This window comes from Paenibacillus castaneae, assembly GCF_002884445.1.
GTDB classification, from domain to species: Bacteria; Bacillota; Bacilli; order Paenibacillales; family Paenibacillaceae; genus Pristimantibacillus; species Pristimantibacillus castaneae.
In genome coordinates this window covers 2,273,895-2,299,236 of the sequence record NZ_KZ614144.1, presented here as the reverse complement: position 1 = coordinate 2,299,236, position 25,342 = coordinate 2,273,895, and the positions used below count along the sequence as shown (strand labels likewise).

The 25,342-nt window shown below is 43.3% G+C and carries 22 protein-coding genes and 1 riboswitch; of the genes, 2 read left to right on the top strand and 20 right to left on the bottom strand.

Annotated elements, in window-relative coordinates:
• Window positions 1–8: 8 nt before the first annotated feature.
• The 10 genes from CEF13_RS09735 to CEF13_RS09690 all read right to left on the bottom strand — a co-directional run bounded on the left by CEF13_RS09735 (window position 9) and on the right by CEF13_RS09690 (window position 14,795).
• Window positions 9–2,225: a DUF5696 domain-containing protein gene (locus CEF13_RS09735; RefSeq protein WP_102710495.1), complete on the bottom strand. Its 2,217-nt coding sequence runs from the start codon at window positions 2,223–2,225 to the stop codon at window positions 9–11.
• Window positions 2,226–2,241: 16 nt separating this feature from the next.
• On the bottom strand, window positions 2,242–4,293 hold the full coding sequence (locus CEF13_RS09730) for a tetratricopeptide repeat protein (RefSeq protein WP_102710494.1): 2,052 nt from the start codon (window positions 4,291–4,293) through the stop codon (window positions 2,242–2,244).
• A 20-nt stretch (window positions 4,294–4,313) separates the two neighbouring features.
• Entirely contained in the window at window positions 4,314–5,222 is a 909-nt protein-coding gene (locus tag CEF13_RS09725) for a carbohydrate ABC transporter permease (protein ID WP_243864961.1), read from the bottom strand.
• 17 nt (window positions 5,223–5,239) lie between these two features.
• Window positions 5,240–6,187: a carbohydrate ABC transporter permease gene (locus tag CEF13_RS09720; protein WP_244917068.1), complete on the bottom strand. Its 948-nt coding sequence runs from the start codon at window positions 6,185–6,187 to the stop codon at window positions 5,240–5,242.
• A 38-nt stretch (window positions 6,188–6,225) separates the two neighbouring features.
• Window positions 6,226–9,177, bottom strand: a complete 2,952-nt coding sequence (locus CEF13_RS09715; protein ID WP_166742994.1) for an extracellular solute-binding protein — start codon at window positions 9,175–9,177, stop codon at window positions 6,226–6,228.
• A gap of 90 nt (window positions 9,178–9,267) precedes the next feature.
• Window positions 9,268–10,611 (bottom strand): ABC transporter substrate-binding protein, encoded by a 1,344-nt coding sequence (locus CEF13_RS09710; RefSeq protein WP_102710492.1) that lies wholly within the window; start codon window positions 10,609–10,611, stop codon window positions 9,268–9,270.
• Between the two features lie 138 nt (window positions 10,612–10,749).
• Window positions 10,750–11,847 carry a DUF4855 domain-containing protein gene (locus CEF13_RS09705; RefSeq protein ID WP_102710491.1) on the bottom strand — a complete coding sequence of 366 codons (1,098 nt, stop codon included), beginning with the start codon at window positions 11,845–11,847 and terminating at the stop codon, window positions 10,750–10,752.
• Window positions 11,848–11,874: 27 nt separating this feature from the next.
• Entirely contained in the window at window positions 11,875–12,807 is a 933-nt protein-coding gene (locus tag CEF13_RS09700) for a helix-turn-helix domain-containing protein (RefSeq protein WP_102710490.1), read from the bottom strand.
• A gap of 61 nt (window positions 12,808–12,868) precedes the next feature.
• Complete coding sequence (locus tag CEF13_RS09695; protein ID WP_102710489.1) at window positions 12,869–13,714, bottom strand: Gfo/Idh/MocA family oxidoreductase; 846 nt, start codon at window positions 13,712–13,714, stop codon at window positions 12,869–12,871.
• Window positions 13,715–13,736: 22 nt separating this feature from the next.
• A complete protein-coding gene (locus CEF13_RS09690) occupies window positions 13,737–14,795 on the bottom strand; it encodes a Gfo/Idh/MocA family protein (protein WP_102710488.1) in 1,059 nt (352 codons plus the stop codon).
• A gap of 259 nt (window positions 14,796–15,054) precedes the next feature.
• On the opposite strand from CEF13_RS09690, the gene CEF13_RS09685 reads away from it, so the two are divergent.
• Window positions 15,055–15,255, top strand: coding sequence for a DUF6199 family natural product biosynthesis protein (locus tag CEF13_RS09685; protein ID WP_102710487.1), 201 nt, complete (start codon window positions 15,055–15,057; stop codon window positions 15,253–15,255).
• A gap of 98 nt (window positions 15,256–15,353) precedes the next feature.
• Here CEF13_RS09685 and CEF13_RS09680 read toward each other — a convergent pair whose 3' ends face one another.
• The 9 genes from CEF13_RS09680 to CEF13_RS09640 form a co-directional block, all read right to left on the bottom strand.
• The gene (locus CEF13_RS09680) at window positions 15,354–16,034 is read right to left on the bottom strand and encodes an FMN-dependent NADH-azoreductase (protein ID WP_424992005.1); all 681 of its coding nucleotides are present in this window, start codon (window positions 16,032–16,034) and stop codon (window positions 15,354–15,356) included.
• A 194-nt stretch (window positions 16,035–16,228) separates the two neighbouring features.
• A complete protein-coding gene (locus CEF13_RS09675) occupies window positions 16,229–16,666 on the bottom strand; it encodes an Rrf2 family transcriptional regulator (RefSeq protein ID WP_102710485.1) in 438 nt (145 codons plus the stop codon).
• Between the two features lie 180 nt (window positions 16,667–16,846).
• Window positions 16,847–17,344: a preQ(1) synthase gene (gene queF / locus CEF13_RS09670; RefSeq protein ID WP_102710484.1), complete on the bottom strand. Its 498-nt coding sequence runs from the start codon at window positions 17,342–17,344 to the stop codon at window positions 16,847–16,849.
• A 31-nt stretch (window positions 17,345–17,375) separates the two neighbouring features.
• Window positions 17,376–18,107, bottom strand: coding sequence for a 7-carboxy-7-deazaguanine synthase QueE (gene queE / locus CEF13_RS09665; protein ID WP_102710483.1), 732 nt, complete (start codon window positions 18,105–18,107; stop codon window positions 17,376–17,378).
• A complete protein-coding gene (gene queD, locus CEF13_RS09660; RefSeq protein ID WP_102710482.1) occupies window positions 18,094–18,546 on the bottom strand; it encodes a 6-carboxytetrahydropterin synthase QueD in 453 nt (150 codons plus the stop codon). Before queD ends, queE begins: the two co-directional genes overlap by 14 nt.
• On the bottom strand, window positions 18,546–19,211 hold the full coding sequence (queC, locus tag CEF13_RS09655; protein ID WP_102710481.1) for a 7-cyano-7-deazaguanine synthase QueC: 666 nt from the start codon (window positions 19,209–19,211) through the stop codon (window positions 18,546–18,548). The genes queD and queC overlap by 1 nt, the downstream gene beginning before the upstream one ends.
• A gap of 145 nt (window positions 19,212–19,356) precedes the next feature.
• A riboswitch (PreQ1 riboswitch) is annotated at window positions 19,357–19,400 on the bottom strand.
• 124 nt (window positions 19,401–19,524) lie between these two features.
• The gene (locus CEF13_RS09650) at window positions 19,525–20,049 is read right to left on the bottom strand and encodes a hypothetical protein (protein WP_102710480.1); all 525 of its coding nucleotides are present in this window, start codon (window positions 20,047–20,049) and stop codon (window positions 19,525–19,527) included.
• A 154-nt stretch (window positions 20,050–20,203) separates the two neighbouring features.
• On the bottom strand, window positions 20,204–21,313 hold the full coding sequence (locus CEF13_RS09645) for a rhamnogalacturonan acetylesterase (protein ID WP_102710479.1): 1,110 nt from the start codon (window positions 21,311–21,313) through the stop codon (window positions 20,204–20,206).
• A 186-nt stretch (window positions 21,314–21,499) separates the two neighbouring features.
• Window positions 21,500–21,979, bottom strand: a complete 480-nt coding sequence (locus tag CEF13_RS09640) for a DinB family protein (protein WP_102710478.1) — start codon at window positions 21,977–21,979, stop codon at window positions 21,500–21,502.
• Between the two features lie 212 nt (window positions 21,980–22,191).
• Between CEF13_RS09640 and CEF13_RS09635 the strand changes: the two genes are divergently transcribed.
• On the top strand, window positions 22,192–23,094 hold the full coding sequence (locus tag CEF13_RS09635) for a type 2 periplasmic-binding domain-containing protein (protein ID WP_102710477.1): 903 nt from the start codon (window positions 22,192–22,194) through the stop codon (window positions 23,092–23,094).
• An 81-nt stretch (window positions 23,095–23,175) separates the two neighbouring features.
• Here the strand turns inward: CEF13_RS09635 and thrS are convergent, their stop codons facing one another.
• Entirely contained in the window at window positions 23,176–25,089 is a 1,914-nt protein-coding gene (gene thrS / locus CEF13_RS09630) for a threonine--tRNA ligase (RefSeq protein ID WP_102710476.1), read from the bottom strand.
• Window positions 25,090–25,342: the final 253 nt, after the last annotated feature.

Genomic DNA, 25,342 nt, shown 5'->3' with positions numbered 1-25,342 from the left:
CCCTCCTCCTATTTATTGACGATATAGTCTAGTGGTTGAATGAAAATCGTGTTTTCTGAATAAGGAATCGAATTATAGTTAACAATTACTTTCGTTCCATCCTCATAGGTCGTTTCATAGACGCCATGGCTCAGAATGCGATGTCCAGTCATCTGCAGCGGCCAGGTATGCCCGAGATTCTCATTAATCTCCTTATATTGCTGAATTAACTGAGGAGACCATTGCTCAAAGGTAGAACTGAACAGCTCATCACTGTACCAGGTATAACGAAATTCCTCAGGTTTTGCATGGGTCAGTTCGTAATAAGGCATGCTCCCGTATTCCAGCCATTTCAAAAACAGCTGACGGCCGTTATAGTGGCTGTTGATCGGAATATCACCACTATAGGGAATGTAGCCGTGAACGACCATCTGGAAAAATGGAACGGCTTCATCCGAGTATACGAACCCGGTATCGTTCAAAGGGATATCCGATAATCGATCTGCTTCGGCCAAAACATATAAATTTCCGCCATGTACGGCAGCTTTGCCATTTTGTTCCCGCGATTTATTCATGATGTCTATCCATTTCTGTACAGTGCCTTCTCGGGTTAAAGGATGGTACTCATTATAATCCGCAAGCGCGATTTGACCTATTTCTTCAAAATCGATACCGGATGCACGATAGCTAGCCAACGTATTGCCCTGTTTCCCATCGAACTTGGCTCTCGCTCTCTCTGCATTTAACAAATACCAGGAGCCATAATAATTTTGAAGTGCGAGCTTACTCGGTGATTTCATCACATCAAGATTTTTTCGTAAGCCAAGATTATGTTCGAATGCGTCCACGATATTAAAATTCAAATACAAATCGATTTGATTATCCTTCGCATACTTCGTCAATTCGGTCAATTTCTTATTTCCGCCTAGCGTACTGGAAACGCGGTAATGATCTGGATAATCACCCTCCCCGTCCTTCATCCAGCCCCTAAGGCTGACATTCATGTTATTGACACCAGCAGTCTTTAGCTCCTGCAGAAATTGCTTCGTCTGATCAAAGGTGGTGATTTTGAGAAATTGCTTTCGAAGAACACTGTCTTCTCTGATTCCTGAGAACAAATCGATAGCTGTAGGTATTTCCTTTTGGCTATCTGGGATTCGTTTTTGCAGCTTTCCGGTCTCAATCAAATAAGAGCGATAAACCTGAGCCATTTCCGAATAATTCGCACGATCCGACTCGAGAAAGACATAACGAAGACGGTGATCGACAGGCATCATTTTTTCTTCTACACGCTGAGAGAATTCACCACGCCTTATTGCAGCATCATAGAAGCGGCGATAGAAAAACTCACCCGATACCCGATTCAAGTTCACCGTGTACCCGCTTGGATAGTAGTTAACTTTCGACTCGAATTCTCCCTCCGTGACATAGGCGACGAATCCATTCCCATTTTTTACAGATCCATAAACGGGAAGATAAGCATTTTCGGTAGGCTGCCCCGAAGATTTCAGAACCTCCTCCGAGCCGTATACGATTTGTGAATATTTGTCTTTATACTGCGGATGTGTCTCCTTGAAATAGGAGATCGCACCACTGCCGTCGGGAAAGAAGATGTAGCCCTTATCCTGATCGGTACCCGAACCAAGATTAGGAAGAATCTCAAGAGAAACCAGCAAATTAGTTGTTGTTTCTTGGATACTTGCTGCTGGAATATACACATCCAAATGGTCCTTTTCAATCGTATACTCAATTACAAAGCTGATCCCGAGTGTGTCGAAATCATAATGTACCCGAATTCCTTTATTGATTTGTTCTTTTGTTATTTTCGGGGGAAGCATGATTGAGTTCGTTACCAAAGAATCGTGAACGGGTCTAGAGTAATCGGCGTAGGTCATATTGAGCGGTGCCCTAACGCTGTTTTTGAGAAGCTGGCTGCCTCCGAGAGCTTCATCTGTAATGCTTGCAGCAGACATCCAGGTGACGTCATTCCTCTTGTCATTAACCGCAATGGAAGAAGTGACAGGCTCGAAATATAGAATGAGATCATTATTTTCCGAAACCTTCTCATAGCTTGCCAAACTGTTCAATTGATCGATGATCTCTTTAGGTACAGGTACAGGCTCTGCAGCCTTTCCTGAGCCGAGCACATTTCGTGGTATTTCGTAATTTTCCAATTGATAGATAGCAAATACGCATAATCCTAACACGAGGACCCAGGAAATGATCCGCAACGATCGTCGAAGCATCTGTTCGCCTCCTCCCTTAGAACCATCTAATATATAACTCAAGGAATAGTTCTTTTACGAAATCGAATACGTGATCAATCAAAACATAGAATAGTACACCTACAAGCAATAATCCCAATGAGGTTAGGAGAGAAATAATGATGACAGAAATGGTCTTTCCGACTGTGTAGTCATTCATGACACTGATGAGAATAAAGGCAATTACAACGATCCAACCATACATGATTACAGAGATCATGTTATAAATCCCTAATTCGTCTCTTGTTAGAACGTTGCTTAACAGCGTTTGGGCCACTGTTCCGATAATATACGGAATCATCGCATACGAGCATGCTGCTAAGATCTGCTTCAACTTCGATTCGCCATCCATTATCGATGTAATCATCCATAACGAAATTACGAATATGAGAAAGGGTATGAGCAGCTGCGAGACTTCCAAATATAGATTAGCGAATTCGGGACGTGTCAAATTAAAGTGAAAGCTCGTAAAAAAGATTTGGAAGAACCTTGCCGCCAAAACGCCTAGAATAAGCAAAACAGACGGGACATACTTGGGTGCCGACTGAATACGCATGAATGCTTCCTGTGGAGCGAAAATCGTGAGCACCGCGTTATCCATGGCACTTCGAGATCCTTCCGGTAATACAAGCACTCTTCGGCTGTAGCTCATCAATTTGACAACCGAATAGTATAACGCCATACCGAGCGCACAAATAATCAACACAATCCATCCAAATTGCGATCTTAGCAGCTCATGGCGGTACTCTCTAAAAGCATTGGAGTAATTCCCCATGTCTTCCCCTAAGCGAAACTCAGCCATAGCTTCTTTCCATTGTTCCTGTTTATACAGCGCTTTACCTATTCCCCGATGTGCCAGAACATAGTTAGAATCGATTTCAACGACCTGTCTCCAAGGCACGAGCGCTTCTTCATACCGTCCATTGCTGTACAGCTTGCTGCCGTTATGCACGAGTGTCGTAAATAGATTCGCCTTAAATACCTGTACCTGGCCTCTTGCCTGATCCAGAACATACAATAATCCTTCGGAATCGTTCGCAACACTGACTGGATCCTGGAAATATCCCGTCATGTCGCCGTTCCCACCGAATACGAGCAGATTGTTGCCCTCTTGGTCAAATTGATATACTTTACGATGATTGGAGTCTACAGTCGTAATGATTCCATTTTTATCCACGGCTACATCTACAATGTTTGGCGAGGTAGTTACACCGCCTCTAAACCTGAGCTCACCATATGATTTATCTACGGGATAAGTATTAATTCCTAATAGATTAAATCTTTTGACCTGATCAATAGATGTATTCTCGATGGCTGTGTATAGATAACCTTCCTTAAGATCAATGGTCACGTTGCGATGATTGGGTGGAACTACTTTACCTAAAGCTTCCCGCTGCTCCTTTGTCGCAAACTTTCGTAAAATATAATCCTTAAGGTTAAATTTCAGCTTATTGGGAGCAATATAGCCTTGGAAATTGTTATTCCCATCGATGACCATTAAGCCGTGGTAATCATTGCCGCTTTGGACATACATATTGCCACTGTGGTCAATTACAAGCTTCACGGGCATGTAAGGGAAATCCGGATCAATCAAATCCGATTGGGGTGCGACGAACTCCTCAATCATTACTCCGTCCGGAGAGAGATGGACAATTCGATTATTTCCTGTATCGGCGATATAAATATCACCGTCTTCTTCTACGAATATCCCACTAGGATCCATGAGATTCAGCTTATCTTCCTTCGTACCATATACCTTCAATACGATTCCCAATTTATCCATCTTGATGATCCGATTGTTACCCGTATCCGCAATATATACGAAGTCCTTTGAATCGATAAATAGGTCCTTCGGATTTTTGAACATGCCATGCTCATAATCTCCATTTAATGCCCGTTCTACGGAATAGCCAAGAGGTATGGAGATGTTTTTCCCATCCGGTGCAATGACATAGCCATCCGCTGGAACGGCAAATGCCGAAAGAGTTCCAATAAACATAGATGCAATCAACATGAATATGACGACCAACCCATGGCGCAAGCTTCTCACCTTCTATACCCCCCTTATTTCTACGATTTGATGCCGGAGTGAGCCATCGTGTCCATGACCTGACGCTGCAGAATAATAAATAAAATGATGCTTGGCATAACAGTAACGAAAGCTCCTGCAGCCGCAGCACCCATCCTGCCGACAGTGCCGTTGGACACGCCTAACATGGCTAGCGGAAGAGTTTTCATCGCTTCGCTTGTTGTATAGATAAGAGGGGTGGAGAAATCGTTCCAGTTGCCGATAAAGGAGAAAATGACGACTGTCATCCAAGCGGGCTTCACAAACGGCATCACGATTTTCCAGAACATGATCCATTCGTTGGCGCCGTCTACTTTGGCGGCTTCTAACGTTTGATCAGGAATTTGATCCATAAACTGCTTAACGAGGAAAAAGTTAAACGGAACAGCTAATTTGGGCAAAGTTAAAGCCCAATAAGTGTTCAGAATTCCCATGTTGGATATAACGAAGTATGTTGGAATTGCTGTCACCTGCGGAGGAAACATGAGCGCGGATATGATGACCGCAAATATAAATGCCGTGCCAGGGAGTTTATACTTTGAAATGATAAATGCTCCCATAGAGCTTATGACGACGCTGAAAAATACGATGGCGACGGTTGTTATCACACTGTTAAATAAATAGCGTGAGAAAGGAACAAGCGAAGAATCTGTAGCCATCAGCAAATCATTGAAATTTTTGAACGTTGGCTTCATGACTAAAAACCGAGGCGGATATAAAAACAATTCATCCAGCGGCTTAAACGCTGTGGAAATGACAAATATGATAGGCGCTGACGTGAAAACGACAAGCAGGATCATAACGATATATAATGAAATCTTTTTGACTGTGATCCCTTTAAGCCACTTTCTATAAAACAAATAAGCTGTACGGCTCACTGGCTTGAAGACCATTTTGGCTGCAGTAATCATTCCAAGCTCCTCCTTCCTTATTCATCTTTTGAAGAGAACATTCTCATGCTGATGCGACCAAGCGTAAAGGTCAGCAGAAACAGGACGACGGAAATGGCCGATGCATAGCCTAATTCAAATCGGATAAAGGCGTAGTCGTACAAATGTGAGACGATGGTATGAGCTGCATAATTCGGACTCGGCATACCCGTCAAGACCACCGCGATATCAAAAACAGCAAACGAAGCTACAATAGACATGACCGCTCCGAACAAAAGCTGCGGTTTCATCATCGGGAGAGTGATCATCCACATTTCTTGAAATTTGTTGCGAATGCCGTCAATCGAACCCGCTTCATATAAATCTTGAGGAACATTGCGCAGGCCCGCCAGAAATACAAGGAAGCCAGAACCCATACTCATCCAAAGCGAGACGAACATGACGACATATAACATATAGTCCGGATTGGCTAGCCAAATGATCGGCGTATCAATAATGCCGGAATCGATAAAAAACTTGTTAATTAATCCATAGCGATCGCCCGAGAAAATATAAGTCCATACAACGCTTAGGGCGATCGAACTCGTAATGGAGGGAGCATAAAAGGCGAGAGCAAATGCATTACTGAATCTCAGGTTGCTTATAATCCAAGCAAAAAAGAACGATAGCAAGTAGCTTAAAGGTCCTGTTACGATTGCAAAAGCAAAAGTATTCTTAAGAGAAATCAGAAAGATGTCGTCTTCTAGAAAGAGAATTTTGTAATTCGTCAAGCCGACCCATCTGGGCGGCTGGAGCATATTATAATAAGTAAAGCTGAGCACAAAGGAGGATAGGACCGGAATAATATAAAAGACAATAAATAATAGGATAAATGGCGCGAGCATTAAATATTTGATTTTATTCGCTTTCAAATGTGCAAGCCAAGTCATTTTTTTTATTTTATAAGCTGGGGGATGGTTGGTTGCCACCATCGTTTGTCCTGCCACCCGAATCCATCCTTTCTAGCAAAACGAATTTGTTCTTTTTATTCCTTTGGGGCGGTAATGCCGAATTCTTCCTGCTTCGCTTTCAGTTCCTTATTTATATCCTTCACGGCTTGTTCAATCGATTCTCTTGGATTTGTGCCAGAGAGCACAACACGGTTCCAGGCATTTGAAATATGCCGAGTTGTGAAATATCCTCCAGGTACAACTGGACGTTCACGATACCATTTCCATTGTTCTTGAAAAGCTTCCAAATCTTCTTTTGGCCATGGCAAATCCTTGAAGGCCTCAGTATTAGCGGTGTTCCAGCGCGCTTCAACGCCGATGAGGGATTCGAGCTCCTGGCCGAAACGAAGCTGAACCTCTTTACTCATCCACCATTTCAAAAACTCCCAAGCCTCCTGTTGATGTTCTGACTGTTTAAAGATGACCGATCCATAGACAGCTCCGCCTGCAGTGCGGTCGATTGTGCCATCTGCCTTTATCGTACCCGGCGAAGGTGCAATCCCCCATCTTCCAGTGAGCTCTGGTGCGGCAACCGAAAACTGTACATACGACGTGTAGTTGGCAATTCCTATCGGCATTTCGCCAGAGCGCATCCGATTGAAGAAATTCGCCTCAATGGGCAGCTGATAGTTCGTGTAAATATCCGTCCACTCTTTAAAAGCCGTATATGCTTCTGGAGTATCCAATCCAGTGCGATTTAGACTGTCGTTATAGAAGCTTCCTCCCTGCTGATAAAGAAAAGGATCTAGTGATGCCGGAATCCAGGCATTCATACCGTTCCGCTGCAAAATTGGAAGTATTTTGTATAAATCCTCCCACGTATTAGGAATACCTAATTTAAGCTGAGACAAAATGTCTTTACGATAAAACACAAGATTGAAATCCTGTGTTTCCGGCAGCGCGTAATCTCCGCCGTTGTATTTGAAGGGAATTAATGATCCTTGCAGAAACTGCTCAACGGTTTTTTCATAATCATCGAATTGATTCAAATTAATAACCGCATCGCGAATCGCAAATTCAACAGGCAGCGTCGCTTCAAGGTTCGTGGCCACGTCAGGCGCCCTGCCGGAGCTTGCGGCAAGCAGCAGCGTATTCGCTGAACCAGAAGCCATCTGTCCAGCGGGAACAGTATTGATATTGACCCGTATTCCTGAAGTCGGCGTAAAATCTTCATCGACCAAATCCTTAATTAATTCAGCCCATTCACGTCCATTACCGATCCACACATTAATGACCGCACCTTCCTCGTCATTAAACGTATCCCCTACGCTGTCATAATCTTTCGTAAATGATCTGAAAAAGTTTTGTGTCATCGAGACTAGCCGTTCAAAAAAGGATGACTTTACCTTCGTCCATTTTTTATCCGGAGAGGCAATTGCGAGATAATCAAGAACAAGCGGAGATTCCTTCAGGCTGAGCAGCCAATTCCCTAGCTGCCCTTGTGTGTTCGTAATATCATCTAATTGTTTAGGAATGTCATCTGGATTATTTGCCATTTTCTGATACTGCTCCCGAATAGCCTTTAGACTCTGGACTACCGCAGGATTACTGCTGGACAATTGCTCTAACAAATCGATTTGATAGCTAATGCTGTCTGCTATCGATTTCAGATCTTCGATTAAATTGGGTACTCGCCGTTCCAGCTCATAGCGAAAGTTCATATCGGGTTTTGTACCCGTCACCATTATGATTTTCCGGTTCAGCTCGGAGATGGTGAAGATCGTATCGGATAAAGATTGTAGGACGTCCCGGTATGGTCCGAGCTGTACAGTGATGCGCATTGTATGCATTCCTTTCGGCAAATAAAACAAGAAATCTCCATCTTCATTGCCGAGACTTGTCATTCTCCAGTCCTTTGAGAAAGGAAAGGCATACTCCTCCAGTTCTTTAAATGGGACCTTCCCATCGAGCTCAATCTTACGGTAGGACGGCAAGCCATCTCCCCACCATTGACCATTTTTTAATCCGATTTTGTAAAGCCCATCCTCGGGAACATCAATCATCCAGGTCAAGTATTGACCACCCTTACGCCAGCGAAAATCTCCAATAACATTTAGCCGTTGATTTCCGTTAGCAGGCGGTTCAACATTCGGATCGGAGTTTGACTCCCTGCGAAGCGTCGGCTCCGTTTTATACCAGACCTTTTCCGCTTGGATTTTGACCATTTGGTCAACCGCTTTCTTATACCCGTTGTGCTCGTTCTGTTGTTTCACCTCGCTATAAGTAGGAACGGTTTCTGGCGAAACAAGAGATATTTGGGAAATAGCGATTGGTTCTTTTATGGTGTCAAACCGCAGCGTATGTATTCCTTGTTTCATATAGAAACGGAATGGCTCCGCGTATTTTCCTTCGTTATCCGTTAACCTGACAGTCTCCCAGCGGGGGACCTCAACTTGTTTGGGCCTAATGTCATCTCCCTGACTGTTTATTTTAGGTTCTGCCTGATCGGCCCACATTCGGTAAAAGGTTAACCTCTGTGCTTCATTAAAAGAAAACTCGTTATCTATCTTAAGGCTTCGATCAATCGAAGAACGTTTTCCTTCGATAGGATAATAGGTGAGCTCAATATTATAAAATCCATCTTCTGGAGCTTCTACCGACCACTCGATCCAATCGATTTCATCCTGCCAGACAACAGCCTGATCAAGCGTGTCACCGATTCCCGTTTGTACAACAGGCTTCACGTTCTTTTCAGATCCAGAACCGATAAAGGCAGCAGCTGGGATATCCACTCGTGAATCTTGTACATCCTTGGCCCCAGATTTCCTCTGCTCATTCAGTACCACAGAATAGGTCGGCAGCTGCGATTCGCTGTACGCAGAAAAATCAATAGGCTTCAGGTTAAGAGCATTCTTATATTTTTCAGCTAATTTATCCGCCGCGTCCCCTCTCTCCACCGGGTATACCACAAAGCTAAGTATCAGCAGACTGAGAAGGAATGCTTTCAGCTTGAACGTCTTCGACATCCGTTTTAAATGGTTTCGCAAGTTTCTTCCACCCCCCCGTAGCATTTACATCACATGAAACTCCTGTCCATGATAGACGGGCAGGAGTTTCATGTTTAACTGCGAGCCTACTTACTTCTTGAATTTCGGAAGCTCAGCGGACATTCTGTCAGCAATTTGCTTGGCACCTTGCTCCGCCGAAATATTGCCTAAGAGAACCTCATTAAAGGCAACACCGATCTCGTTTGTGTATACTCCCATATAAGGCGATGCTGGAAAGCTCGATAACAGAGGGTTCTTTGAACTTTCCAGGAACTCCTTGAATCCTGGAACGTTATTAAACAATGGTGAGTCAATTGCATCGATAACAGGTGTTAGATTACCAAGGCCGGCATCAAATTCGGCAATATTTTCTGCCTGCATGAACCATTTGATAAATTGCCATGCCTCATCCGGATGCTTTGCACCTTTGGGGATATAAAGCGTGCTGGTATCAACGGATGCTGCGCCTTTCATTTCCGGATTATTCTCATCATACGGCAGTGGAGCAATGCCATAATTCAAATTTGGGGCAAATTTTTCAATGAATGAGCCAGTCCATTCGCCTCCGATCATCATTGCGTATTTACCCGTAAAGAATGGATCATCCGCCGTCAACCAACCGCCAAGAGTCGAAGTAAACTGATTGATTTTCTCACTGCCGCCTGCTTTCTTCCACAGCGCTGCACTTTGCTTCATTGCTTGTATAAATCCTGGATCCTGCGGGGTTATCTCATTGTTTGCTTCATCTACGAACTTACCTCCATAAATATAGGAGTAGTCATAGATTGGAAGCTGCGGTGAGATTGCAAGGGACTTAATTACGCCATTTCCTTCGATTTTGCTAAGGCTATCAAAGTATTCGAACAGCTGCTGTACAGTCTCTGGCGCCTGATCATACCCCGCTTGTGCGAGCAGGTCCTTGTTATAAAACAACATACTGAAATGCATAGCCAATGGAAGCGCATACGTTTCACCGTTGTACTGCTGCTGTTTGATAGCACCGGGCACGAAATAATTGTCGGTCATGCCGCTCTCTTCCATATATTTGTCTAGTGGAGTGTTGGCTCCATTCTCACCATTTGGCACAGTTGCATTACCGAAGTTGGACGCTACATCAGGAGGATCACCAGCTGTAATAGCCGTAAGCTGCTTGGAGTAATCGCCTTCCACCGTACCTTTAACGACGATTTGGTCTTGACTGTCGTTAAATTTCTTAATCATTTTCTCCATTAGTTCGCCTTCAACGCCACCCCAACCGTACCAAAAACTGATTTCGACTTTATCTTTTGAAGCGGCTGTTTCGGCAGGCTTGTTCGTGCTCTCCTTTGTCGTCGGTGTTTCCTTCATATCGTTATTCTTGGATGAGCAGGCTGAAACCACAGCAACTAGTAATACCATAATGGCTACAAGCGATATGAACGATTTCTTTTCCATGTACGACCCTCCCAAATAAATAATAGTGGACAGAAACGTGAAGAACTTATACTTATTTACCGAATTCTTTCAGCCACATCACCACCTTTTTGAAAGGATTTAAGTATGAAGCATCTATAATTTTCAGAAGTTTACTTTTCATTCCTCCCGGAATAGATTTAAAGATTGGCCGAATTTCCCTTTAATGAAAAGATAGAAATCATCATAAACCTTTCTTCCTTGGTCACCTACATCATGATATAACTCGTAGAGAGCTTGCACGTCTTGATAGAAGGCAAGGACAGAATGGTTCATGTAACCAAATTCAATCCCCCCTTTCAAATATTGATATAATGCTCGCCTATGCCACTGGCTGGAGATTACCTTTGTATCGAATTCGATCTGAATACCTTGATTTGTTTTGGAGGCCAATTCAGCGCAATCCTGTATTCGCTCTGCGGTACTTTGCTCCTGAAAGTAATGGTTAGGCTGGACAATTGTAAAGTCGAATCCGAACTTAGCTCCGTCTCCTTTATGCTTGGCGCCCCACCAAGGCAGCCATCCTAATTTCAAATTTCGTTTATGTAAATAATGAAGAGTAAATTGAATGTTTTCGATTTCTCCAGGCTCATCAGGTTCAACATCTTCCTGCATCCAATAAAAGCCGACAAATTCGAGATTTGAGAATTCAGCCTGATGAAACTTGGAAAGATACAAATCGACGTACCATTGGATAGCTTTGTTGCGATTTTCCAACGATTCCAAGCTTTCAATAATGCCTTTACCCGATAGATCTCCAAACTGTTTGCAGCGTCTTTCCGGAAAAGGAATCATGGTCATCACTTTAATTTTCTTATTGGGAACGTTAAGCTTCGCTCCAATTTCTGCTGCGGCTTCGTTCAATGCAAACAATTGGCGTTCTTCTTCAAATAACCGATCGATCGCCCATTTCCAGTCGCTCATCTTACCCGGTTCGGAATCCAGCTCCCAGTCATAATATCTATGAAAGCTTCCTCTTCCTGGTGATTTTAACGCTAAAAACAAAAAGGTGTCGAATAGATCGTCCTGCGGCTCTCCTGCCTTATTCAAATAGGCTACATAAGGTAGAAACTTTTCCTTGCTCCAGTCTCCATATAATTGCTTATCATCTCCTCTTTTGTCGTAATGGCCGTAATAGACAAGCATTATGTGCTCTGCACCTGCTGTCTTCTCACTGCCTGGAGGAAGATATCCTTGTAAGCGCAGTTCAGTTGTCATTTACCTTTTTGCTCCTTTTGATTATAATCAACTACTTTTCATAGCATATTTTTTATAATAAGACGGAGACAAACCGGTATGTTTTTTAAATATTCTTGAAAAATAAGTCAGATCGTTAAATCCTACTTTGAAACAGACCTCTGTTATAGTAAGGCCAGGTTGAAGCAGAAGCTCCGTTGATTTTTTTATGCGTAAATCCAGCAAATAATCGGTTAACGTCTTACCTGTGAAATATTTAAATAAATCACAAAAATACGTTTTGGAAAGCATCGTAATCTTACACATATGATCCAATCGAATTTCCTCATTATAATAATTATGGATATAATCAACCGCCACATTAATAAGCGGACGGTACTTATCTAACTTATCCCCCATATCCTTAACGGTATCTTTTCTGAATTCTCTAATAATTAAGGATAATAATTTAAGCAGATTCCCTTTCAATATTAATTCGTAATAGCTTCTTCGTTCCGAATACTCTTCCAGCATTTCCATAAGAATATGACTCACTTTTTGATCGATGGTGCCTGTTAGGGTGATTTTCGGGGTTACCTTGTCTTCAGTGGTCAAGAACTGTTCCAAATACGCATAGTCGAAAAAATCTTTATCTAGCGGAAGCTGTCCATAACGGTCGTTTATAAAGTCGGGGAGAAATTCACATCCGATGATTTCGACTTCTCCGAAATTCCACTCGACCCGATGAACAGCATAGGGGGGAATCACGAACAAATTACCGGCAACCATCATATATTGCTGGTTATTAATGCAATGCTTGAACTGCCCTTTTGTTACATACCAAATTTGGATGTAGTCGTGTGCATGCTCTTCCTGAATGCCTTGATAGTTCTCGTTGATTTTATAAAGCTTGCATGGGATGCCTGCACTCATCTCCAATTCAGAATGAAAGAAAGTGATATTATTGGATGCCAAGCCATTAGCCAATCGTCCTAGCTGCATATTTTCGATCACCCCGCCCTTTGGCTATTTCACTCTAACGCCTTATCCATCATTCGAACAATTACCCGACGCTTGGCAGGTTCAGCCACTTCGCTGGGTTCTTAGCTGCTTGAAGTCCATATTCTATTATTGAAATGACTGCTATCGTTTCTACTGCAGGAACGGCAGGCTTTCCAGATTCAAAGAAGGAGACTAAATGACGGATAAATAAAGTAAAAAAATCAGATTCCGGCTTAATGATTTGGCATTGGTTCGTATTATAGTTAACAGCCATCATAAAAGGGCATCCATCTCCAAAAAGGTTAATGGTCGCTTGCTTTCCTGCGCCGAAATCAATCAGCAATGCAGAAGACGCAGCGCTACCGATCGACATTACTCTTTGTGGACGGCTTCCCATCATGGCTACAATGGGCTCGATTTGATGAATAGAATAATTCTCAAACCGTCCTGGCCCCCAACTGCTGATCGTCTCAATCCCTTCCTTAGCCACTTTCACATATTCATCAGCATAGCGAAGTGCGGAAGTAGAAAATAACGGTGTCTCATGCTGCTTCGCCAGCTCAAAAAGACGAATCGCTGCTGCTCGATCAGGCGCAAAGGTTTTATCGATATAAGTAGGTTTACCGGATTGCAAGGGGAGCTTTGAAAGCTCTTCATGAAATTCCGGATTGTCTGGAGATAAAACAATTAAATAATCGCTTAAACGAACAACTTCCTCTATAGAAGAAAGAAGCTTAATCCCTCTTCGATTGCACCATTCTTGATTGGACACCCCCTTCTCCTTGTCGACCTTTCCATATGCGTATACAACTTTCATCGCTCCACCCGTAGCCTCGGCAATCCACTCCGGGTATTCATTTGCATGAAATTCATCTAAATAATAGTCAATAAATCCTATTTTTTTCATCTACATCACCTCCATGAACGAATTAGAAAGTTAGCTCTCTCCCTGATTCGGATGAGTCATAAATAGCCTGAAGAATTTGAGAAGTAATAATAACGGTATCGATATGAGAAGAAAGCTTCTCACCAGTTTGAATCGATTTTATAAACTGATCAATCTCATTTTGAAAATGGTCACCCATATTAAGCTTTGGCTTCGTTTCTAATAATGCGCCATGCTGTGCGCTCCATAAAGTAAAATCGCCACCGTAATTTAAACGGATTCCTCCTTTGTCACCTAGAAAGTCAATATACATCTCATCGACACCAATATTTTGTGCCCAAGCACCATTAAGGGTAATTGTTGGTCCTTCTGTTCGAATCATTCCGGTTACAAAATCGTCTACATCATACGTTCCAGAATAATCGGGTGGACCTGCCCACATATTTAAGTAAGAGTAGTCCTTCATATCCTTGCCTAGCTTGCAATAAGCAGTGCCGGAAACGGTCTTCGGCTTAGGATCACCCGTACAATACATGACGATATCAAGGAAATGAACACCCCAATCGATCAATACTCCGCCACCCGCAATGGACTTCGTTGTAAATGCGCCTCCTAAGCCTGGAATCGAGCGTTGGGAGCGGAAGCTTACATAAACATGATAAATCTCGCCAAGGCTTCCATCTTCAATCATTTTCTTCATAACATTCACACCCGTGTTAAAACGATTCACGACTCCGATATTAAGGATTTTACCCGTTTCATGCTGAACCCGCTGCATCTCTAGAGCTTCCGCATAGGTACGCGCCGCCGGCTTTTCACATAATACGTTCTTGCCTGCCTGCAGGCATTCCATCGCAATCGAAGCATGCGAATCATTGGGCGTACAGATTGAAACGGCTTCAATCTCGGGATCGTTTAAGATTTCTTGATAGCTTTCAACTGCTGTTCCACAGCCGTATGCAGTAACAGCTTTCTCTGCTTTTTCCTTAATGATATCGACAAAGTATTTTATTTCTACATGCGGATTAGCTATATACGCTGGAATATGTGCATTATTGGCAATCGTACCACAACCAATAATGGCGACTTTTGTTGTACTCAAAAATATCACTCCTCTTTAGTTTAATAGCAAAGGTCTGAATATTTTGGCATTAATTAAACTCTCGGTTCATTATACTTTGATAGCTGGATCAATGTATTTAATTTTCGAACAATCAATTTGTATAATCATCCAATAATCGAATGAGGGAAATCGTTATTCTGCAAGATCGTTCCCCCCATTTACTGCAGCGTTAAAACCGAGCTTGTTTTGAAACATTTACCAAATATTGAACGTAAATATGAATAAGGAGATGATCATAATGGTGTTATTCGCGATTCTGTTTGTCCTCATCGCGCTGCTTAATATTTTCTTCCCTGCATTCGGTTGGTATATGAGGTATGGGTGGATGGTTAAGGGGAAGTCCGAGCCTAGTGATGCTTATATTCTGATGAGCCGGATTAGCAGTATCATTGTACTGGTCGTCTTTTTCGTTGTTATACTTCCTATTTTATTTAACTAGTTATGTAGATTAAAGCAAAAGATTATAGGCAACAAGCAAAAAACAGCCGATCGGTGTAGAAACCCCGATCGACTGTTTTATTATTTTATCTATTACTATTAAAATTTCGCTGCAGCTTTTGCTACGTTTTCTAAACCAGCTGCAATAATATCTTGCGAGCGGTCCGGATACTGGTTATGTCCTTCGATAACTACTTCTTCAGGGTTTGTAATGCCCCATAGGCTAATAATGTTTTTCACTAGGTTAAGAGCCATTTCTGCGGAAGCCATGCCTTCTAATGCATAATCTGAACCACGAGCGTTCAACAGCATTACTTTTTTGTCGCCGGCATAACCAATTGGGCCTTCAGCAGTGTATTTGAACATTTTACCGGCTTGCGCCAGGTAAGAAAGGTAAGTGATCAGCGGTGCAGGAACAGTTGAATTCCATAATGGGAATGCAAACACAATTTTATCTGAACCAAGGAATTGCTCCAAGTATTGATCAACTAGCTTAGTTGCTTTCTCCTCTTCAGCAGTAAGATCCCAGCCTTGGTTGCGTTTATACATACCAGTAATCGCTGTGTTGCCATAGTACGGAAGCTCTTCTTTAAACAAATCCAGCTCCGTAATTTCATCTGTAGGATTCGCTTCTTTGTAAGTTTTTGCAAAAGCGTCATACATTTTTGCACTTACTGCTTGTTCTAAAGGACGATCGTTAACTTGGACAAGTAATACTTTTGACATTGTTATTCCTCCGTGTTGATGATCATGATGTTGATCATATAATTGTATATAAATATTTGAAAAACTAAAATTTAATCGCAATAGGATTCGAATGCAATGCATTAAGAATACCCATTACTTATTCTTTTTATTTGTGCTCACAGCAAGCACAGTATATCCCAAAAATAAAAGCGCAGCCGTAACTGCAACTCCTATAAGCACATTATAATCGAATTTTTGCTATTTGGCTAGTAGTAACTATAAAAAAGTTAGAACTTAAAAAAATCAATCCGATTCATCACATCCGCAATCGTAAATTGCCGTAAATAATCAATCGTTTGCTGTTCGGCTTCGTGGAGAATTTTCTCTATTTCCCTGTCTAATAAATGTCCGGCTTCTCCACATTCAACTTCAACCTCGCATTCAGCGGAAGCTGTACGGACTGCAAAGTAAACCTCGCCTAACGTAATATGGTCAGGGCATTTGCGCAAGGTATACCCACCCTCTCGGCCGCCCTTAGACTCAACAATCCCTGATACTGCCAACGCTTGCAGTACTCTGCGCATAAAGGTTGCGTGTGAATCCACCTGATCTGCGATCATAGCACTCGATAATATGCAGCCGCTTTTAGCTAACCAGACGATCGAATGAACAGCTATTTTGAAACGAGGAGGCCCAATGTTAACACCGCGGTTTGCTGTACTCATTTAAGATCACTCCTTGAAATCGGTCTGATTTATTATTTCATATAGCCCCAGGAAAAATATTGCAACTTCAATAAGCACATTATAGAACAAAAAAATGGTTTGTTCAAGAATAGCCGGGAGAAAGCAAAAGAAAACGGCTGCTGCCGTTATCTAAGCAGCAGCCATCCCCTTGCTCACCGACTAACGATTGTCAATTTTTTCTGGATAAAGATCATGATTCATCAAACGATGCTCAGCCATTTGTTCGAATTTAGTGCCAGGCTGGCCCCAATTGCAATAAGGATCGATGGAAATGCCGCCGCGAGGCGTGAATTTGCCCCATACCTCAATGTATCTCGGCTCCATGAGTGCGATGAGATCATTCATAATAATATTCATACAATCCTCGTGGAAATCACCGTGATTTCGGAAGCTGAACAAATAAAGCTTTAGCGCTTTGCTCTCGACCATTTTGCGATCAGGAATGTATGAAATATAGATCGTGGCGAAATCAGGCTGACCTGTCATCGGACAAAGACTTGTAAACTCCGGGCAATTAAATTTCACAAAATAGTCTCGATTAGGATGCTTGTTATCGAATGCCTCCAATATTTCTGGTGAATAATTAAATAAATATTGCGTTCCTTGATTGCCTAGCAGTGTCACACCGTTCAGTTCTTCCTTGCTTCTTCCTTCCATTCCTACATCCGCCCTTCTCATTATATGTGTACTATACACCTTTCTTATTTCCCCATACCCAAGTATGGAGCTGCGGCAATACATGAACTCGGTTTAAATCACAATTTTGCATAACCCGCTCAATTAGCCATTCATAACGCTCTACCAAATAGGGAAGCATACGGTTAGAATCTGTTTCCTGAAGCTGACCATTTCCTGCTTGCAAATAGAAGGGAATTCCAGGGTATCTCAAATGGACGTAGACGGCATATTCCAAGTCCGCTTCATCGAAAACAACCGTTTTTAATGAGAATGCAGTTGCTCGTTCAGTGAGCTTCGCGACAATATCGTCGAGCTTCGCCCAATCCGTCTTCATTCCAGAGCTGGGTGGCTTAGGGGATAACGTTAACTCATCGATTTCCCAAAACCAGTCCTGCCAGCGGCTGCCCTGTGTCTCCAGAGCAACTTCCATCTGCAAAGCGTGCAGCTTTTCAATCAGCTCCCCCATCTGAGGAAGTAAAGCTGGATTTCCACCGGAAATCGTAACATGCTGAAAGAAACGACCTCCCGTTTCTTTCAACTGATCTATAATTTCATCCGCTGTTAACATGCGAATATCTTCTTTCCCGCTGCCGTCCCATGTGAATGCCGAATCACACCAAGAACAGCTGTAGTCACAGCCAGCTGTGCGTACAAACATCGTTTTTCGGCCAATGACCATGCCTTCTCCTTGTACAGTAGGGCCGAATATTTCCATCACGGGAATCCGTTTATTGCTGCTCATGGGATCCCGCCTTTCTCTTCGGCCGATAAATGCAATAGCTGGTTGGCGTTTCACGCAAATACACCTGCACGCATTGCGGTTTATTGACCATTCCATCCAAATAGTTCTGGACAATATTGTAGATGGTGCGTGCTACCACTTCGGTCGTCGGGAAATAATCAGAGCTCACGTCATTAAAGCTCTCCTTATCGTCATTGAGCACGGAATGATCAAATCGATCGTGAATGAGACGTTTAATAATAGCGAAATTCACCAGAAAGCCTGCTGAATCAAGCGTATCACCCGCTACCGTAACGTTCGCGTAATACGTATGTCCGTGAAGCTCGCGGCATTTGCCTGCCTCTTCAGCTGGGACATAGTGCGCTGCTGCGAACTGAAAGTCCTTATTCAGCTCATATTCATAGGGATGTTGAGCTGCCGGATAAACTTGCTGAAGCATTAGCGGCCAGCCCCCTGTACACGTTTAGATAAATAAGCATCCAAGCCTTTTTTGCGTAGCTGGCATGCCGGGCAATCTCCACAGCCATCCGCAATAATTCCGTTGTAGCAGGTGAGCGTCCGCTGGCGTACAAATTCGAAAGCACCCAGCTGATCAGCAAGCTCCCACGTTTGCTCCTTATCCAGCCACATGAGCGGCGTATCGATCACGTACGGATAGTCCATCGATAGGTTCAACGTTACATTCAAGGACTTCACAAAAACATCACGGCAATCAGGATAACCGCTGAAATCCGTTTCACAAACTCCCGTTACGATATGCTTTGCCCCCATTCCCTTGGCAAGAACGGCAGCGAACGTAAGAAACAGCATATTGCGTCCATCTACAGTTGTAGAAGGAAGCTCCCCTTCCTTATGCTCGATCGCAATATCATCCCTAGTCAGCGCATTAGGCGCCAGCTGATTAAGCAAAGACATATCCAGTATGTGATGCTTAACATTCAGCTCCTTGGCAATTTCCGCCGCGCATTCCAGCTCAAGCTTATGCCGTTGACCATAATTGAACGTAACAGCCTCCACCTCAGCAAATCGCTCTAATGCCCAAAATAAACAAGTCGTACTGTCCTGCCCGCCGCTGAATACAACGACCGCCTTTTCCTTCTTCATGCTGTATCTCCCTCTCTGTTTGGAGAAGATAGAGATCGCTTGAAATCCTTCATATGAAGCTAAAAAACCAAAGAAACGGCGCGAAGCGGTAGGACCCGCATCGCGCCGAACGCAAAAACGACGATACCTCCTGACGGGGCAATCGTTTCGCATAGTTTTTTATAGAGGGAGTTCGCGAACCTCTCCCGACTGCCAAGCACAAGGTGCGGCACCGGAATTTCTTCTTTAGTTGTCATTCTTCTGTACTATAGCATAGACGCCTGTGAATGTAACAGACATTTTTTAACTTAAACAAGATACGATCAAGCATAGGTTAGCGTAAGCTTACCGTTTCCAGTTCTTTAAGTGTTTGAAGCATATGCTTGATCAGCTCGGGAATGTCATCCATCTGCTCCTCGCTTATTTTACGATTAAAGTCCAGCTCTATCGTATTTGAATATACAGGCGGTTCCTCACCGAATAGATAGCTTATCTTTTGCGTGGGCTGTATTTCCGGTACCCAAATCCGCTGCAAAATCCGTTCGATGTTCTTGCACTGTGCTGGCATATCCTCTACCTGCATATGAAACCGCAATCGCAGCGAGCAGGCCGGCGCTCCTCCTTCCAGTTCTAATATTTCTGAAGCAAGCTCCTTTAGTGAAGCGGTGAGATGAATTTCCGCAGAAACGTCCTTGTGTCCGGCGAGTGTGAATTGAAGCACGAGCTCCCGTGATAATACGGCCATATCCAGCCGATCTATCCGATTAATAATATCCAGCTTTCTATCCAAGGTGTCCAAATCATAGAGCTGATTCTCGAATGCTACCTTCAAATTCTCAAATACAGTTGGATCAAACATGCTTTACCTCGCTTATTCTTCGTTGTTTTTCTCCTTCATTAAACCTTATGCACATCAAATAAGCAATAGGTGCGGCAAGCCGCTCCTATTGCTTTTCAAGAAAACATTTCTATTGACTGAATAATCCACGTTTTCAATCGAATGCTCGCATGCCTTAAATTCCTCTTAAGTAAAGATATAACGGGGATAAGTCCAGCTCGCGCACCCCTTCTGCTACAAGACCTGCTATTTGAATACCGCCCAGCTCTTGGAAATGCGTATCGTCCTGCACACCCTCAGGAAATGAAATAAACTCGCCTGGATAAGCCCACATAAATAAAGCCTTTGATGGCTCGTCCCCCAGCTGCTCGTATAATGCTTTGCTCTTCGCAGCCAAATCAAGCAGCGGAACTTCAAGCTCCTCAGCCAGCTCCTTCATCCCAAGCAAATAATCGCCATGCGTATCGATTATGCGGCCTTCCCCATCGAATTTGCGGCGATGGACCGGCGTAATCAATACTGGCTTCGCACCCCGTGCAATTGACTCCTTCACATATACAGAAAGCATTTCCTTAAAGGAGCCAAAGGGCTCAGTAGCACGTTCAGCGTCAGGCTTCTCATCATTGTGTCCGAATTGGATCCACAAATAATCATTCGGTTTGATTTGCTCTAATATAGCCGCCAGTCGGCCTTCATTAATGAAGCTTCGTGAGCTCCTCCCCGACATCGCATGGTTATCTATAGCCACATCCGTCTTGAAATATAACGGAAGCATCTGCCCCCAGCCGGCATAAGGAAACGTATCCTGATCCGTAACCGTTGAATCTCCCGCCAAATAAATGGTAGTCGCTTGCTTTGCCTCATCGATCTGAAGTGCGTTAATCCGCGGAGCGACGCCCGAGAACGCAAGTTTTAACTGCCCATCCGTAACCTTTACCGTAAAGCTGTGGACGTTGTATTGCCCAGCCGAGGTGACTGCATGATGAAGAACAATGCGTCCTACGCCATATTTGAGCGTAGTTGAGGTCGGCGCGATAGCGTCGCCAATTGTAGCCGTCACGGTATAGCAGCCATTGGGCAAATCTACCGTGAATACCGCTTCAAGCGGGATGCAGAAAGCGCCGCGCAGACGATCCGATGTATCCCGATTGCGTGAGCTTATACGTTCATTCGGCTCGAAGCCGTAACCCGAAACCCCACTGTAGATCGTACTCGGAAGCACCTGAATATAGGAGGAAGCCGGCGCATCGCCGATTCCAAAATCAAATTTGTACGATACAGTCATAAGAGCACCTGCCTATATGTTTTTTCATCCTATAATAAGCATAACAAATCAGAGGAAGATAGGAAGTTAATTAATCGTGTATTTTGTTTAAATTTCCGACTCGCACACTCTTATTCCTTTATTAGTAGTTTATATTGGGAAACAAGACAAAGTAAAAAAAAAAGCCCTATTTCTAGGGCTGATGCATTAGGCTTGCTCGTGTTTTATTACTTTTAACAAACAAGAGATCGTGTTGCTGTGCATTGTCTCATGAATTGTAGCAAAAGAAAATATTTCACCAAATTTTTCGAAATTCATATGTCCTAATTGTACTGCAGGTTCAAGCACGTTATCCAAAACCATAGGAGAAATCTCAGATAATGCTTGAAGTTGTTCACTTAGTTGCTTTAAAAGTTCTTCCTTGGAAGGAGGAGTGATATTCCAATCAGAAGGCTTGCTTCCAGTAAGGAAAAGAGTACGATAATGATCAGGTATACTGAAATCCAAAGTAAATCCGCCACGTGATAACAATCCATTTAGCGATATGATGATATGCCCAATGTTCCAACGAATCGTATTGTTAAATGCTGCTGGTTGAATGTCAAAAAGTTGTTCTGGAATAGCGTCTACTTGTCTAATAACCATTTGACGCACTAATTTAGATGTATTAATAATAACTTGAGACATAATAACAGCTCCTCTTAGAGAATGGTATATGTATAATGTTACCTTTGTTTGTTGCAGTAATCAAGTTTAGTAGATGACGATTAATCTCGTCCTTTTGACGGTGAACGATATCCATATAAACCTGACAATTTCGAGATTTGCGTTAGTTGCGGAATTCCGTATACTAGTAGATAGGGATGATAGAGGAGCTACTTACTAATTGAGGTGAAAGAGTGGAAGAATTAAAGCTAGCTTACGAGACGATGGGGCTGCCAGAGCTTGCAGCCAAAGAAGAAGTGGAGAAGCGATATACGATTCTGATGCGTCAAGCACGCTCAAGAGCAAAGCAACAAAATCAAAGCGCTGAGGAAGAGGACGATTCCTTTGCTAAGATTACTCAAGCCTACCGGCTTATTTTGGAGTATGAGGATCGCAAGCTGACCGATGCTTTCAATGATCAGGAATACGGCAAATACAAAAAAATGGCTGGACAAGCTCAGAAAATGGACCATTTCTGGCGCTATTACAAATTCCATACAATTGGCGCAATTGCTGCGGTTGCACTTATTATTTATGGAATCGTAAGCTTTATGAACTACAGAACCGAGCAGGAACGGCTTGCTAGCTTGCCGCCTGTGGATTTATCGATATCATTTATGGGCAATTACATGCTGACCGACGACGCTCCCAAGGTTGAGCCATTAGAGAATGCATTATTGACAGCGTTTCCTGAGTGGAAAAGATTCGTGACTTCCATCACTATGGTGCCTTCAGATGAGCAAGCGCAATATGCTTATTTGCAGAAGGCAATCCTTGTTCTTGCGACTGAGCATCCTGATGTTTATATTATGGACCGTAATATTTTCAAGTGGATCGGAAACCAAGGCGTACTATTGAACCTCGACAGCTATGTGGAAGGTGATTTGAAGCCATACATGATCGATGGCATCGCCATGAAGCTGCAGACTGATGAGGACAAGGAAGAGCATGTGTACGGCATTGATATCAGCAACAGCACGCTAGCCCAAAGTCTTCCGCTTTACAAGCAGGACATGATCATCACGATCCGCATCGACAGCAAAAACCCGGATAAAGCGAAGGAATTTATTAAAAAGTATATGTCTACAATTCAATAGCATTATATAGGGTCTGTACCGATTGTCAGCTTAATGACATTTCGGCACAGACCCTATTTCTTGGTTTTCAATAGCTATTAACTATTTTCGTGCATTCACTTCAGCGCTAATTTGGTTAAGGAACATTGAAATTTCAAGCTCGCCGACATCTCCCTCGCCGCGTTTACGAACGGAAACCAGATTGGCCGTTTTTTCTTTCTCGCCTAGTACAAGCATATAAGGTACTTTCTCAAGCTGAGCTTCCCGAATTTTGTAGCCAAGCTTTTCATTTCGTACATCCAACTCAATACGAATACCTGCTTCTTCCAATGATTTCTTTACCTGCAGAGCATAGTCGATATAATTTTCTGAAACAGGCAGCAACTTCACTTGAACAGGCGAAATCCAAACGGGGAAAGCGCCAGAGTAATGCTCGGTTAAAATTCCCATAAAGCGATCAATCGAGCCATATACAGCGCGGTGTATAACGACCGGACGATGCTTCTGATTATTTTCGCCAATATAAGATAGATCAAATTTCTCCGGCATCTGGAAATCAAGCTGAATCGTACCGCATTGCCAGCTCCGTTTCAACGCATCTTGAATATGAAAATCTATTTTCGGCCCATAGAATGCGCCATCACCTTTATTGACACGATACTCGATACCCCGATTATCCAATACGCTCTGCAAAGACTTCTCTGCTTGGTTCCATAATTCCTCTGAGCCCATAGAATCTTCAGGACGTGTGGACAGCTCAATTTTATACTGAAATCCAAACACTCCATAAATATGGTCGATGAGTGAAATTACTCTGTTAATCTCATCCTCGATCTGATCGGGCCGAACGAAAATATGGGCATCATCCTGACAGAAAGTACGAACCCGCATCATACCGTTAAGAGCGCCGGATGGCTCGTGGCGGTGCACCTGTCCAAACTCAGATAGTCGAATGGGCAGCTCTCGATAGGAGTGCAGACTGTTTTTAAATATGAGCATATGCCCTGGGCAATTCATCGGTTTAAGGGCAAAATCAGTCTCGTCCACTTTTGTGAAATACATATTATCCTTGTAGTGGTCCCAATGTCCGGATTGCTCCCACATGCGTTGATTCATCATAAGCGGTGTCCGAACCTCATCGTAATCCCGTTGTCTTTGCAAGCCGCGTGCAAAGTCCTCAAGCTCGGTACGAAGCGTCATCCCTTTGGGCAGATAGAAAGGCATGCCAGGCGCTTCCTCAGAGAACATAAACAGCTGCAGCTCTTTGCCCAGCTTGCGATGATCGCGTTTTTTGGCTTCCTCCAACATGTGCAAATGCTCTTCAAGCGCTGATTTTTTCGGAAAAGAAGTGCCATAAATTCGCTGCAGCATTTTATTATCCGAATCTCCGCGCCAGTAGGCTCCTGCCACATTTAACAGCTTGAACGCTTTAATGCGGCCTGTTGATGGAAGATGCGGTCCTCGGCACATATCCGAAAATTCACCTTGATCATAGACCGTAATCTCCGTATCCGCCGGCAAATCCCGTATTAGTTCAAGCTTATACGGTTCTTCAAGCTCTTCAAAGAGCTTAATCGCTTCTGCACGATCAACGACGCGGCGACGAATCGGTAAGTTCTCGTGGATTACTTTTTCCATCTCTTTTTCAATCGCAGCTAGATCCTCAATCGAAAGCGGCTTTTCGATATCGATATCATAATAAAAACCATCCTCGATGACAGGACCGATTGCGAGCTTGACTGCACTGCTGCCATATATACGTTTAATAGCCTGAGCCATAACATGTGCTGTAGTGTGTCTGTATATCTCTAAGCCTTCTTTGTCATCCATTGTAATGATTTCGAGATGGCAGTCCTGCTCAATCATAGCGTGCAGATCAACTAATCTGCCGTTTATTTTTCCAGCTACAGCATTTTTCTTCAATCCGATACTTATCGACTCAGCCGCTTGCCCTATTGTGGTGCCTTGCTGATACCTCCTATTTGTTCCATCTGGCAAAATGACATTGATCTCCATGATTAAGCCTCCATTTCTTATTTATTCATTATTTTTGAACGCAAAAAAACGCATCTCTCCCGATAAGGGACGAGTGCGTTCAGCTCGTGGTTCCACCCTAATTCGACCTGCAGTTCAGCAGTTTTAGCGATTCGCCAAAGCATGCCTATACGAGGTCCTTATTAGTATCCGTTATCGGGGATAAGACGGTGCCGCATACTGCCGTCCAAACAAATGAGCCGGTTCAACGCCACGGCTGCAAAGGGGTAATTTC

Coding starts and splice junctions, on each gene's coding strand:
- CEF13_RS09735 (WP_102710495.1), bottom strand. CDS start 2,225: ATGCTTCGACGATCGTTGCGGATCATTTCCTGGGTCCTCGTGTTAGGA.
- thrS (WP_102710476.1), bottom strand. CDS start 25,089: ATGGAGATCAATGTCATTTTGCCAGATGGAACAAATAGGAGGTATCAG.
- queD (WP_102710482.1), bottom strand. CDS start 18,546: ATGCTTCAGCAAGTTTATCCGGCAGCTCAACATCCCTATGAATATGAG.
- queE (WP_102710483.1), bottom strand. CDS start 18,107: ATGAGCAGCAATAAACGGATTCCCGTGATGGAAATATTCGGCCCTACT.
- CEF13_RS09700 (WP_102710490.1), bottom strand. CDS start 12,807: ATGCAGCTAGGACGATTGGCTAATGGCTTGGCATCCAATAATATCACT.
- CEF13_RS09675 (WP_102710485.1), bottom strand. CDS start 16,666: ATGAGTACAGCAAACCGCGGTGTTAACATTGGGCCTCCTCGTTTCAAA.
- CEF13_RS09705 (WP_102710491.1), bottom strand. CDS start 11,847: ATGACAACTGAACTGCGCTTACAAGGATATCTTCCTCCAGGCAGTGAG.
- queC (WP_102710481.1), bottom strand. CDS start 19,211: ATGAAGAAGGAAAAGGCGGTCGTTGTATTCAGCGGCGGGCAGGACAGT.
- CEF13_RS09640 (WP_102710478.1), bottom strand. CDS start 21,979: ATGTCTCAAGTTATTATTAATACATCTAAATTAGTGCGTCAAATGGTT.
- CEF13_RS09695 (WP_102710489.1), bottom strand. CDS start 13,714: ATGAAAAAAATAGGATTTATTGACTATTATTTAGATGAATTTCATGCA.
- CEF13_RS09685 (WP_102710487.1), top strand. CDS start 15,055: ATGGTGTTATTCGCGATTCTGTTTGTCCTCATCGCGCTGCTTAATATT.
- CEF13_RS09650 (WP_102710480.1), bottom strand. CDS start 20,049: ATGTTTGATCCAACTGTATTTGAGAATTTGAAGGTAGCATTCGAGAAT.
- CEF13_RS09645 (WP_102710479.1), bottom strand. CDS start 21,313: ATGACTGTATCGTACAAATTTGATTTTGGAATCGGCGATGCGCCGGCT.
- queF (WP_102710484.1), bottom strand. CDS start 17,344: ATGGAAGGAAGAAGCAAGGAAGAACTGAACGGTGTGACACTGCTAGGC.
- CEF13_RS09710 (WP_102710492.1), bottom strand. CDS start 10,611: ATGGAAAAGAAATCGTTCATATCGCTTGTAGCCATTATGGTATTACTA.
- CEF13_RS09725 (WP_243864961.1), bottom strand. CDS start 5,222: ATGATTACTGCAGCCAAAATGGTCTTCAAGCCAGTGAGCCGTACAGCT.